This window comes from Vibrio sp. SALL6, assembly GCF_002002385.1.
GTDB lineage: Bacteria > Pseudomonadota > Gammaproteobacteria > Enterobacterales > Vibrionaceae > Vibrio > Vibrio parahaemolyticus.
The window spans coordinates 233047-246480 of record NZ_MQVK01000006.1 but is presented as its reverse complement, the minus strand read 5'-3'; the positions used below and the strand labels follow the sequence as shown (position 1 = coordinate 246480).

Here is a 13434-nt window from a genome sequence, read left to right as displayed (position 1 = left end):
ACACTTAACGCCGCATGGGTACAAAAAATCTATTAATCGCTGCTATGTTCAAAAATTTATCACTGAAGAATAAACTGGCTATCTCGGCCAGTGCTGCCATCATCCTTGGGGGCGTGTTAGTCGAAGGCTTGTCTTTTCGAGATTCGTTACAACGATTGGATGCGGAAGTTGCCCAACGTCTGGAAAGCACCAGCGCGTCATACAACCAGTACGTAAGTGACTGGCTACTCTCTAAAGAGCGAGCACTCACCTCCCTTTCTGCTGAGTCAGAAAAACGAGCCATCGTGACGCACTTGAAGCAGGTACGAGATTCTGGCGCGTTCGATAACGTCTTCCTCGCTTACCCAGACGGCTCACAAAACAACGCCAATGGGGTGATTTTACCGCCAGGCAATAATGACCCTCGCAAGTGGGGCTGGTACACCAACGCCATTGCCAATCCATCGAAAGTCTTTATGGATAACCCGACCGTTGCTGCTGCAACTGGTGCGAATGTAGTGTCGCTCGGTAAGGCGTTACAACTGCACGGCCAAACAACTGTACTGGGTGCAGATGTCGAAATTGGAGATATTTTAAACAGCCTCAACCAAGTAATCCTACCGGGTGAAGGCTACATGTTTATTGCCAACAATCAGGGCAATATTTTCACCCATAACGACAGCAAGCTCCTAAACCAACCGGTTAGCAAACTGGGCTTAAACAACAACGACATCACCAACGCTGCACGCTCAGGCACTGAACGTCGCGTGTCGATCAGCGGCACCGATTATGTGATTTATGCGCGTCCAATTGAGGGCACCAAGCTCACGACGGTAACGGTGTTGGATCACAACTCGTTGGTTGCACCACTTTACGATGCCGTTTGGGATCAAATTATCGCGACGGCTATCGTGGTTATCATCTGTGTGGCTCTGTTTAACCTGCTATGTAACATCTTGTTCCGCCCACTCTACAACGTTTCGAATGCGCTTTCGCAAATCGCTAACGGTAGCGGCGACTTGACTCAACGCATCAAAGTAGAAAACCGTGACGAAGTTGGTGAGCTGGCTGAAAACTTCAACCAGTTTGTCGAAAGTTTACAGCAGCTTATTGGTCACATTCGTCACCAAGCGGAAGAACTCAGCCAACAATCAGAGCTGAGCACGACTCGCGCGAATCAGTCTGTTTCTGATCTGAACCATCAGCAACAAGAAATCACTATGGTGGCGACCGCTGTGACTGAAATGGCATCGGCAACGCAAGAGATTGCAGCGCATGCAGAGCAGACGGCTAAAGCCGCTCAAGACTCTTCAGCGAGCACACAAAATGGTCATGAGTTAGTGATCAACTCCAAGTCATCCATCAACAATTTGTCTTCTGAAGTCAACCAAGCGAGCGTTGTCATCGGCGAGCTCAACCAGCACGCGCAAGACATCTCAACCGTGCTATCAACGATTCGAGACATCGCAGAGCAAACCAACTTATTGGCTCTTAATGCGGCGATTGAAGCGGCGCGTGCAGGTGAACAAGGTCGCGGCTTTGCCGTTGTTGCAGACGAGGTTCGCGTGCTATCACAACGCACACACACCTCAACCGAAGAGATTCGCTCGACGATCGAGACTTTGCAGCAAACCACACAACGCGCTGTAACTATCATGGATAAAAGCTCTCAGCTGGCGCAAGGTTCGGTAGAAGATGCTGATCGCGCAGCACTGGCTCTGGATGAAATCAACGCGGCCGTTGCGCTGATCAGCGATATGGCAACACAAATCGCGACCGCAGCCGAAGAGCAAACGCACGTAACCAATGAAATCACACAAAACGTCACGTCAATTAAAGATGTGACCGATCAGTTGGTGGTTGGCGCAGAAGAATCGATGAATCAATCTGCTGAGTTGAAATCGCAGGCAGAAGACCTCAACTCGAAAGTGGCGACGTTTAAACTGGCTTAAACGGTCAAATCTACAACGCTCTCTAAAACAACAAACCCCGCTAGCAAATGTATTACTAGCGGGGTTTATTTTTATGACGCTGCGTTTTATTGCCGATAGCTTTCGAAAGACGTAAGACCTACACCGCCACACACATCGGCGTGCCTGAGATTGGATCGTTAAATACTCTCGCTTGTAAATCAAACACCGATGCCAACATGCCTTCTGTCAGTACCTCTTGCGGCGTTCCCTGCGTGACTAACTGACCTTTTTCCAACACCACCAAATGATCGCAGTAACGGCAGGCTTGGTTTAGATCGTGTAGCACTACGACCACTGTTTTGCCTTTGTCGTTCATCTGCCTCATGAGTTTCATCAGCTCAACTTGGTGAGAGAGATCCAAGTAAGTGGTTGGCTCATCAAGCATCACTACGTCGGTATCTTGCGCCATTACCATCGCAATCCACGCCCTTTGCCTTTGACCGCCAGACAGAGATTCAACTGGCTTGTCAGCAAACTCAATCACGCCAGTATCTTGCATTGCTTGCTCGACCAACGCTTTATCTTGCTGACTTAACCGCCCCCAGTGAGAGAGATAAGGCGAGCGGCCATATTCGACCAGTTTTCTGACTGTAATACCTTCAGGACTGACAAGAATCTGCGGCAGTAAAGACAACGAACGCGCCAAGCGTTTATCACCGTAGCTGCTTAGTGGTTTGTCGCCATACAACACTTGGCCAGAAGCTGGTTTATTGATGCGTACCAAGGTTTTTAATAGTGTCGACTTACCGCAGCCATTTGGGCCAACAAGCGCGGTAATTTTACCTTGAGGAATCGACAAAGAGAGATCCGGAATGATGGTCTGTTTGCCGTACGCGACGGATAAGTTCTGCGTTCGTAACATGCTTACCAACCTCGATAACGATACAAAAGAAAAATGAAATATGGTGCGCCAATAACAGAAGTCAGCACACCCGCTGGCAACTCAATTGGTGGCTGTAAGCCTCTCGCTAGACCATCGGCGCAAATCACCAACAGCGCGCCAAGGGTTGCAGAAGCAGGAATCAACAACTTGTGGTTGTGACCAAACAGCAAACGCGCAAGATGCGGCGCAAGCAGGCCAACAAAGCTGATCGTGCCTGCCACAGACACGCTGATGCTCGCCAATAACACGGCAGCAATCAACGCAAGAATTTGAATCTGTCTTGGTTTCGTGCCAAGTGTAGTGGCGCTTTCTTCTCCCAGTCCCATCACATCTAACCGCCATGCCAGCCAAAACGCCAATGACAGTAGCAGCAATAGAGCACTCCAAATTAACGGTACTTGTTGCCAGTTTCGTCCCCACAAACTGCCAGTTAGCCAGACCATCGCCGTGTTGATTTCAATAGGGTGCACAATCAGAAGAAAGTCGATACCGCTGGCTAAAAATGCGCTGACAGCAACGCCAATCAGCGCCAAACGCGCAGGTGTTGGCTTCGACCAATAAGCCAGTACAGCAATAAAGCCTGCAGCAAGCAAACCTCCCGCCATAGCGACCATCGGCAACATTGCCACCGGCGCGTTCGGATACAACACCAAGCAAGCGGTAGCCGCCAGCCCTGCCCCTGCGCTTATCCCCATTAAATCTGGGGAGGCAAGTGGATTACGGATGACGCCTTGCACTAAAACGCCTGACAGCCCTAACCCAGCGCCCACGCCAATGGCGAGCAACATTCTCGGCAGTCGATATTGGTGAATCACAAAGTCCGAATCAGAGAAAGAAAACAACAATGCAAAAACCTGTTGAGCCGACAGATTCGCCGCACCAACAAACAGCGTGAGAGACGACGCAATCAGCAAAAGCCCAAGCAGTGCCATCAGTTTGGTTTGATTCATCATGATGACTTCCTCATTGCAATCGCGATAAAGCAAGGAGTGCCCAACAGTGCGGTAATCACGCCCACCGGCGTTTCGGCCGGAAAGGCAATCGCGCGTGACAAAGCATCTGACCACGTCACCAATGCCGCGCCACACAAAGCGGAAACCGGAATAAGAATGTGATAGTTGTGACCAACAATCGGGCGTACCAAGTGCGGCACTAACAACCCGACAAAGCCAATTGGCCCAGCAATCGCAACGCTAGTACCCGCCAACAGCACAACCGCTAAACCACTGATTAAACGAGTAAGACGAATGTTACCACCCAACCCGACAGCAACTTCGTCCCCCAACGCGAGTAAATTTAAGTTTCGCGCTAATCCCATGGCGAGCACCAAACCTAAAGTCGCAAAAGGCCACAGTTGCTGCCACTGCTGAGAATCTACCGCAGAGAGTGAACCCGTTAACCAATGCAACACGCTGTAAGCCATGTCATCCGCCAAAATTACCGACGCACGAGTTAACCCTATCAGCAGCGCACTGATGGCAATGCCTGCCAGCACCAAACGCAATGGGTGAGAACGCGCGGAAAAAAAACCACCCAACAACATGACCGCACCACCACTTAGTAGCGCACCGAATACTGCGTTGATGATGGGGTTCAATTGACTAAAGAATGGTACGCCGATGGAGGCCAAGGCCATAAAACACGCCGCACCAGCATTAATGCCGAGAATGGATGGCGACGCCAAAGGGTTACGAGTTAACCCTTGCATCAGCACACCGGATACCGCAAGCGAAGCACCAATCAATAACCCAGCATAGGTGCGAGGAGCGCGCAACGTCGCAAGAATTTGATGAAGCATATTGCCCTCATCAAACGCAAACCAATAGCTTGTCAGATCATTAACACTCAAGGAAAAGTTAGACCAGCCAATCATTGAGGCGGTATAGCCTGACAGTGTACACAACGCCATAGCACAGACAAACAAGCTCGCTTTCCAATGCGGTTTTCTAACCGAAGTCGGGCTTTCTGAGATTATCGACGCACTCATGAGCGCCCCAATAACGCTTCAAGGTTGCGGGCAATTTCTTCCGCCGCCAACATGCCACGATTTAATGACCACAGCTCCGGAGAGACTTCGACCAGTTGTCGCTTTTTCGCCGCAGTTAACAGCTTAAATAATGGATTTTTGCGCCATTCATCCACGATATTTGGTTGAGAGTAAAGTCCAACTAGTAACCAATCAGGGTTGGTTTTTAGTAAAAGTTCGAAGCTGGTTGGGATATAAGCATTTTGCTCAGACGGAGCCAGAGGGCTTTGGATGCCTAGTGTACTCAAAACGCCACCAGCGTAAGAAACCGGGCTATGCAGCCACATCCCTTTATCGGAAACCACACCAAACTGAATGGTTTCTTGTGTCGCAAAATGCTGTTTGAACTCCGCCATGGTCTGTTTGTGCAGCTCGATTCGTTGCGTCATTTGCGCTTGCTTGCCAATTGCAACGCCGATTTTTTGTGCGGATTCGAGATTTTCTTGATATGTCTCTCCACGGCTTTTTAGCAGCAAAGTTGGCGCAATTCGCTGCAAATCCTGATAAATAGCGCGATGACGTTCGGCATCGGCAATGATCAAATCAGGCTTGAGCACCGCAATCGCCTCTAAACTCGGTTGTGAGCGCATGCCGACCGATTGCCAAGGTTCGATCTTGGCACGAACAGCAGGGATGACTCGTATGGCATCGTTGTCATCGGCAACGCCTACCGGTGAGACATCGACGGCCGCCAGAGCGTCCACAAACGAAAACTCCAAAACCACAATACGTTGAGGTATCGCTTCTAGCTCAAAAGTGCCTTGCTCATCTTGCACGCTGCGCGCCTGAGACAATGCGCTAAATGACATAAAAACTGAGCTCAACAGCATCAGCAAAACGGTTGAAAAGTGTTTGATCGTAAATTGTTTTTTATTTTTCATCTTGCTTTTTCCAGTGCTAAGAGTTTTCCATTACCTAAGATCGGCAAAGTCGCCAAGGTAAATTGGCGACTTTTCTTTTCAAACTCGGTGAACGAAACGCTTAAAACTGATAGTTCAGATCCAGTGTGTAAGAGCGTCCCGGAGCTGGGTATCGACCAACTGGGCTGGTATCAATCCCACGGAAGTAATACTCCTCGTCAAACAAGTTGTTCACCGCAACATTCATGCGTAACTTGCCTTTGTCGTCTTTGTATAAATCCGTCCCCAAGTTGAAGTTCCACACCATGTAAGACGGCACTTCGCCCGTTGCACCTGTTGCGTCTTCGGCACTGGTATTGGCGTTATCGGTATACGAATCACTGAAGTAGAAGCCCGACAGCGTGGTGTCCATGCCGTAAAACGCGTAGGTCGCATCCCAACCAAGTTGATGTTTAGAGGTGTAAGGCAGCTGGTTACCTTTATTCGCACCTTCTTCTTCAAGCGTGGCATCGAGGTAGTTGTAACTTGCGCCCAAGCTCAGAGCAGGTAGAACTTCTGGCACGTAACGAGCAGAAAGTTCTAAACCTTGGTGAAGTGTTTTTCCGATGTTATCGAAGGTCTGCGTTGAGCTTTGCCATTGCAGTTGGTCTTCAAAATCGATGCGATAAAGTGCAGCGTTAAAACTGGTCGCATCTTGGGTGTAACGCGCGCCAACTTCGTAGTTCCAAGCCAGTTCGCTCCCTTCTTCACCCAAGCCTCGGATGTAGGCAATTTGTGGCGCACGAAGTGATTTTTGCGCGTTCGCATACGTTACCCATTGGTCAGTCACGTTGTATGCCACCGTCAAACCCGGCAGCCATTCGGTCACCGTGTTGTCTGCCGTTTGCTTTTTACCGCGATCGGTAAACGTCATGCGAACCGATTCAACACGCAGCCCTGGCGTTACCTTCAACGTGTCATTGAACAAGCCAATCTCGTTACTGACGTAACCAGCAAACGCATCCGTATCTAAATGCCAATCACGCGGCACTTTGGTTGCGCCACCAGCGATTGGAGTCTGAGTGAGTTTGTAGTCAATGTCTTCGTTAACATAACGAGTACCCACGATCCAGTTTTGGGTAACGGATTTGCCTTCACCAAAATACATCGCCATTTTCGGCTCTATGCCGTACACGGTAAATTCACGTGGAGAGGTACGAACGTCCGTCGCAGGCAGAGCCGGATCCGCCCAATGGCCACCCGCACTGTTAAAGCCCCACTTGAAAAGACGCTCTGATTTGTGACCAAACGTGAGCACTTCTAGCTCGGCACTGTCGGCAAATGGCAAATCGTGGATGTACTTAACACTCCAGCGCGTCGACTTACCTTCATAATCATCGTACGGGCGTTTCGATTGATGACGATCTTGCTCGTAATCTTGTGGCGAAAGTGCACCCGGCATTTGCGTTTCAGCATCGTAACGTTGCAGGAATGCTTGAATCTCTTGAGTATCACTCAGTAGCCATTGTGCTTTAGCTTGAAAGTTCTTCACGTCCGTATCGGAATGTTCACGGAAGCTTTCACCTTTTAGAAAGTTACCTTCCAACTGCAGCGCGAATGTGTCGCTTAACCAACCACCCGTGCGTAGGTAAAAATCATTCAGCGGCGCATCACCACCGTCAAACACGGTAAGGCGGTTGCTGATTTCAGTTTGCCAAGTGTGTGGAATCGGTTTAGTCACTAGGTTGATCACACCACCGACGTTGTTTGGGCCGTACTGCACTGCGGCACCACCGCGTACAATGTCAATACGATCAAGCATCGACAGCGTTGCTGGGAAGATAGACTGACCAGTATGGCCGTATGGCGCGAGCGTTAGCGGCACACCATCCATCAAGAACTGAGCATGACCACTGCGGCTCGCTTTCAAACCACGTACGGAAATGTTAGGCAATACGCCCGTTCCGCTTTCATCCTGAACTTTAATACCCGGAACGCGCTGTAGCGCATTATCAATCGAACCCGCTGCGGTTTTCTCAATTTGATCACGGGTAATGACGGTACGAGCACCTGGGTACTCTTTGACGTCTTCAATGTCAGAGTTGCCAATCACGCTGCCAGTGACAACCACCGTTTCCATCACGGTGGTTTCGTTTTTTGCGGCAGGAGCGGCAACCGCGCTCATGGAGGTGGCAGAAGCGATAGCAATCGCGAGCACACTGTAAGTGGTAGACAAACCAGCACGTACACGCACTTTACCATCCAAATTCTGGTAAGACATTAAGGTCTCCTTTGCGAGAAATTGAGCCTCGGGCAGAACATTTCCCGTAGGCTCTCGGGGCTAAAACATCCTCAATAAGAGGCAAAAAATCGGCTAACGTGCGCCAACTACGCACAACAAGCCTAGAACTGGTATCCGTAGCTAAGCATGAACTCGGCTGGTGCGCCGTAGCCAATCTGGTTTAGGCCAGACGTGCCGTTTGTTGCGCCAAGAATGTATTTCTCATCCAAAATGTTGTAAGCGTTCGCTTGGATCTTGTGACGACCAGTGGTGTACGCCGCCATCAAATCCACCGTGGTGTAATCGCCAAGTGCGACGGCTTCGTCGTTACCTGCATAACGGTCGCCCACGTATTTCACGCCGCCACCCAAACGCCAGTTGTCATCCAATTGGTAAGTGCTCCAAAGGGAGAACAAGTGATCTGACACATCATTCGGCTTTTTACCTGTGGCTTTGTCTTCTGCGTCCAAGTAGCTGTAACCAACAGAGATATCCCACTGTTTGGTGATTTGGCCGCGAGCTTCTAGCTCAATGCCTTGGTGACGTACTTCAATTTTGTCGATGACATCGCCGTCTACGTTGGTTTGTGGCTGCTCTTGGTCGATCTGGAACAGTGCCGCATTCAACATTAATGCGTTATCCAGCAGGTACGCTTTCGTCCCCACTTCTTTTAAGTCGGTATGGAAGAATTCCGCCAACTTTGGATTGATGTAGATGCCTGCGTACGGCAACTGCCAAGAGCGCGCTAAACTGGCGTAAACGGAGGTGTCGTAATTGATGCGGTATACCAAACCAGCGCGGTAGCTGACTTTGTCATCGTCCAATTTTTCCTTACCTGAACCCGCTTTTTGTTGTTCGAGTTCCATCGAGTCGTAACGCACATTACCGATCACAGAAAGGTCGCCCCACGTGTACACATCTTGTACGTACACACCCGTGGTTGTGGTGGTATTGTCACGGAATGGTTTGAAGCCCGGATCGGGTGTTGGGCCCACAACTGGGTTGTAGATATTTTGCGGAGGAAGCGTTTTGTCACTTGCCAACGTCAGGTCGATATCAATTTGGTTGAAATCCGCGCCCAACATCAATTGGTTGTCGTTGGTTTCCCAAATCAGCTCAGATTGCAAAGTGGTTGTAGTACGAGGGTCGTAGCCAAAGTTATTCACGGTTTGAGACACTTCATTGCCCGTCACTTTGCCCTGACGCGTGCCTTTTTGCTCAAGTTCGATATGGTTGAACGCCGCTCGGTTGTTCCATACCCATTGATCGTTCAAACGCCATTCGTAGTCCACTGCAACGCGAAGACTGTCCGACTCCTGATAATCGTTCGTGCCACCAAAGTAAGTACTCACTGGCAAATCAACTGGCTTGCCATTTTTTGATGGCACACCACGATATGGCACTAATTCTTGATGGGCGTATTCAACGTCAATATCAATGGTGTGACCGTCCGCTGGCAACACGCGAATGGTCGGCGCGATGAAGAAATCGTTCGAATCAACATGATCGACGTAAGAATCGGCCTGACGGTATTCCAAGTTAATACGTCCGTTGACCTTGTCAGAAAATGCCATTGAGCTGTCGACTTGACCAACATATTGGCTGTTGCTGCCCACACTGCCTTTTACGTGGGTGAAGTTCTCTCCGTTGGCGCGCTTCGTCACCAAGTTGATGATGCCACCTGCCGAGCCACGACCATACAGCGCGCCCGCCGGGCCTTTCACAATTTCAACGCGCTCAACGTTCGCCAAGCTGCGGTAAGACTGCAACGTACCGTCGTCTCGCATGCCGTCACGGTACATATCATTGAGTGAATCAAAACCACGGATCATGAACTGATCGCGGCTGCCTTCACCCAAGGTGTTATTGACCCCAGCCACCCCATCTAACGCATCCACTAAGCGCACCGCGCCGCGATCTTGCATTTCCGTTTTGGTCACCACCGAGACCGATTGCGGCACATCAAGCCACTCGACGTCCGTTTTGGTGCCCGATTGAGGCATATGTTCAGCGTAGCCTTCGTACTGATGTCCGTAAACTTGAATGGTTTCGGTTGCCGATAGGGTTGAGTTTGTCTCTTCTGAAGCCACTGCGCTTGGTACCACTAGTGAAGAACCAATCGCGACCGCCAAAGGGGTCAGGGTCAATAATTTATTCATTCCATAATTCCGTTTAGTTGTTATAAAGCCAACGGATAGAAATAAGAACAAATATTATTTACATTTGCAATATTAATTTTATGCTCTATATTTATTTACCCTAAAAACACAAGCAACAACAAAAAATCAAACACAATAACAATAAAGACCAAACCTTCTGCCCCGTAGCCTCGCGAGAGGCACATTGGAAGCCGACTGTGAGCAGACAGTATCAACGTTAGGAAATGTTAGAAAATTAGGAAAGCTCATGAAATCTACGATGATTATCGTAAGTCATGTCGTTAATGATGCAGTCACTCACGGCTTCGTGCCTGCAGCTAAAGCGATGGACCTCCACGTCGTTCTTATCACCGATCACAAGCTCAGCCATTTAGAGCTGGCAAGTCGTGATAGTCACTTTAATCCGGATGCCATTCTAGAGTGCGATGTCTTCAATCCCTTGGAGATCATCGAAACCATCACTGAGAATGAGTTAAAACCCGACGCTATTTTCAGCAATAGTGATCACTTACAAACTTCCACCGCCATCTGCGCACAATTTTTTGGTCTACCGGCCAAAGATTGGTCTGTCACGTTAAAGGCCAAAAACAAACACTTAACTCGACAAGTGTTGAATGAAAAAGCCCTACCCAACACACAAAGCTGTTTGTTGCACCGCCATTCGAATGTGGCATTAGGCATGGCCTTCCCTGTCGTAGCAAAACCCAAAGAAGGCGTGGCGAGTTTAGATGTGCAGCGCTGTGACACCCAAAGCGAGCTCGACACATACTGCGATGCGTTTTGGCAAAAACACCCAAACGCCGCCATTCTGGTGGAGCAATTCCTTCAAGGGCCTTTGGTTACGCTAGAAACTTTAGGAGATGGTGAGCGCCTTATCGCCGTCGGCGGTTTTGATGTGTCGCTCTCTGAACCGCCTTACTTTATCGAAACGGCCGCAGACTGGAACGGGCCAAACGGCATTGCTCACCGAGAAGCTTGCTTGGCTCAACTGAAAGCGTTCGGCGTTGGCTTTGGAGTTTGCCACAGCGAATTTATCATCACGGAAAACGGCCCAGTTCTGGTGGAAATCAACTATCGCAGCATTGGAGATGGTCGCGAATTATTGCTCAACAATCTCGCTCACTTCGGTTGGTTTAGCACAATTTTGGGTCTGCATTTGGGCCGAAGATTGGATGGCGATTACCAAATTCATGGCTCAGCACACGTGCACTATGTGGTTGCGGAACGCAGTGGTGTGATTGATGGAGATTCGACCTCCTTCATCCAACACGATGGCGATGTCATCACCCAGCAACAGGTACTAAAAACCGGGGGAGAACTCTTCCAACAGAGTTATTCCAACAAGGATTATCTCGCCCGAATTTCGATTGTCTCGCCATCGGGGCGAAACCTCGACCAAGCACTGCAGAACGCGCTTAACAATTTCAATCTAGCTCCGACTCGCGAGGTGGCAGCATGAATCACAACGCTTTATACCTAACCCAACGATTGATCGATACTTGCCTGCGCGAAGACATGTTTGGCATTTTATCGAACGCCAAGTTCAGTAGCGCCGCACCAAAAGGGGTTATTGTTCCTCAACGCGAGCAAGTCTGGCTAACCTTTGATAATCCGGATTTCACGCTCTATTTACCTGTTGTGCCAACGTATTACATGCAGCATTGGTGTTACGGCCAAGCCAATGGCGAAGCGCCGCTAGGTTGGTGGGTGGAGAGAAATGGCCAAGTCGAGCATCAGCAGCATTATCAAGAGTGGATTGCGCTACTAACGACACTGGCGCATGAGAGCTCTCACGAATTGTTGGCGGGGTATCTTCAAGAACTGGAATGCGCAGAGAAACACAAAGCACTGTGTGACCAAGCGTTTTGTCACCACGCCGACCACATTTCACAACCAATATCCGAGCTTGGTTCTTGGCATAAAAAGCTACTGCTTGCCGACCAGATCGCTTCTTACCTTGACCACCCGTACTATCCAACTGCGCGGGCGAAGTTTGGTCTGAGCGATGAAGACCTTGCTAAGTACGCGCCCGAGTTCGCACAAAGCTTTGCTCTGCATTGGATTGCGATTGAAAAATCACTGGTGACATTAACCAGCGAACAACCTGATTGCTGGCCGACGATGGAGCAAGTTGGGCTTCCTGCTGATTTTGCACTGAGCCACGTACTGTTCCCTGCGCATCCGCTCACCCTTCGCTCTTTAGAAGCCTTACCCGAAGGCATGATCGAAGCGCCGTTTACGTACCTAGACGTGACGCCAACGCTTTCCGTTCGTACTGTGGTAGTCAACGACGCGCCGCATATTCACATCAAAGTTCCGCTGATCATGCGATCGCTGGGCACGAAAAACATTCGCTTAATCAAGCCTTCAACACTGTATGACGGCCACTGGTTTGAACGCCTACTCAGCCACCTTGAACAAACGGACGCCGACTTAAACAGTCGCTTGTTCCATTGCAACGAAAAACACGGTGGACACGTCGGCGAGGATAAAACCTTCGCGTACATCGTACGTGAGTACCCACTTACTCATTGCGAAGACAAAGCGTTAGTTCCGGTTGCCGCACTGGCAAGCCCAATGCCTGACGACCGCTTGTTCTTAGAACATTTGGCGGAGCAGTACTATCAACAAGATACGCTGGCGTGGTTCCAAGATTACGTCGACCTTCTTTGCCAAGTGCACCTCACCTTGTGGCTTCGTTATGGCATCGCATTGGAGTCCAACCAGCAAAACGCCATCGTTGCATTTGATCAACAGGGCAAAATGACGCTCGCGATGAAAGACAACGACGCAGCGCGAATTTGGCCAGAGCGCTTCCACTTTGCAACAGAGCATGCCGCCCAAAAACACGGCGCAGGAACAATTCCAGTGGATTGCGATGAACTGCTCGACCAACGCATCAAAGTCGACAATGAATTGGCGCTCGGTCAGATGTTTACCACCATCACATTACAATTGGATATCGCAGCGATTGTAGAAGCCATGGCAGCGAAGGGCATTGCCTCTTCAGCATCGCTTTACGCCATCGTGGCCAAAAGCATTGCAGAGCAACTCAACCGATTGGAAGGCGAAGGGTTAGAAACAAAACTGGCACGCGAGTTACTGCAAGAGGCACCTGATTTGTACGCCAAGTACTTGTTGAGTTCTGGCAGTTTGCTCTCGAAAGAAGCCTCCGGCGCGAGTGACATCAATAAGTTCTATGGTTTGTCGGCTCCGAACTTCTTGCTGCTTTCTAGCGAAGAAGCGCAACGCGCCTACTTAGAAGCCATCAAAAAAAGCGTACGTTAAACGATT

9 protein-coding genes are annotated in these 13434 nt (G+C 49.7%); 3 read left to right on the top strand and 6 right to left on the bottom strand.

Going from position 1 to position 13434, the window contains the following annotated elements:
- Positions 1-44: 44 nt before the first annotated feature.
- The gene (locus tag BIW15_RS03060) at positions 45-1931 is read left to right on the top strand and encodes a methyl-accepting chemotaxis protein (protein ID WP_077280614.1); all 1887 of its coding nucleotides are present in this window, start codon (positions 45-47) and stop codon (positions 1929-1931) included.
- Positions 1932-2049: 118 nt separating this feature from the next.
- On the opposite strand, the gene fecE is transcribed toward BIW15_RS03060, so the two are convergent.
- The 6 genes from fecE to BIW15_RS03030 form a co-directional block, all read right to left on the bottom strand.
- Positions 2050-2814 carry a Fe(3+) dicitrate ABC transporter ATP-binding protein FecE gene (fecE, locus tag BIW15_RS03055; protein WP_023623782.1) on the bottom strand — a complete coding sequence of 255 codons (765 nt, stop codon included), beginning with the start codon at positions 2812-2814 and terminating at the stop codon, positions 2050-2052.
- Between the two features lie 2 nt (positions 2815-2816).
- Entirely contained in the window at positions 2817-3788 is a 972-nt protein-coding gene (locus tag BIW15_RS03050) for an iron ABC transporter permease (RefSeq protein ID WP_077280551.1), read from the bottom strand.
- Complete coding sequence (locus BIW15_RS03045; protein ID WP_370685978.1) at positions 3785-4744, bottom strand: FecCD family ABC transporter permease; 960 nt, start codon at positions 4742-4744, stop codon at positions 3785-3787. The genes BIW15_RS03050 and BIW15_RS03045 overlap by 4 nt, the downstream gene beginning before the upstream one ends.
- Before the next feature lie 74 nt (positions 4745-4818).
- A complete protein-coding gene (locus tag BIW15_RS03040) occupies positions 4819-5742 on the bottom strand; it encodes a Fe(3+) dicitrate ABC transporter substrate-binding protein FecB (protein WP_021484635.1) in 924 nt (307 codons plus the stop codon).
- 100 nt (positions 5743-5842) lie between these two features.
- Entirely contained in the window at positions 5843-7981 is a 2139-nt protein-coding gene (gene pvuA / locus BIW15_RS03035) for a TonB-dependent siderophore vibrioferrin receptor PvuA (RefSeq protein WP_077280550.1), read from the bottom strand.
- A gap of 122 nt (positions 7982-8103) precedes the next feature.
- Positions 8104-10140 carry a TonB-dependent siderophore receptor gene (locus tag BIW15_RS03030; protein WP_077280549.1) on the bottom strand — a complete coding sequence of 679 codons (2037 nt, stop codon included), beginning with the start codon at positions 10138-10140 and terminating at the stop codon, positions 8104-8106.
- Positions 10141-10387: 247 nt separating this feature from the next.
- Between BIW15_RS03030 and BIW15_RS03025 the strand changes: the two genes are divergently transcribed.
- Both BIW15_RS03025 and BIW15_RS03020 read left to right on the top strand, forming a co-directional pair.
- Positions 10388-11599, top strand: coding sequence for an acetyl-CoA carboxylase biotin carboxylase subunit family protein (locus BIW15_RS03025; protein WP_077280548.1), 1212 nt, complete (start codon positions 10388-10390; stop codon positions 11597-11599).
- Positions 11596-13428 carry an IucA/IucC family protein gene (locus BIW15_RS03020; protein WP_077280547.1) on the top strand — a complete coding sequence of 611 codons (1833 nt, stop codon included), beginning with the start codon at positions 11596-11598 and terminating at the stop codon, positions 13426-13428. Before BIW15_RS03025 ends, BIW15_RS03020 begins: the two co-directional genes overlap by 4 nt.
- The last annotated feature ends 6 nt before the right edge of the window (positions 13429-13434 follow it).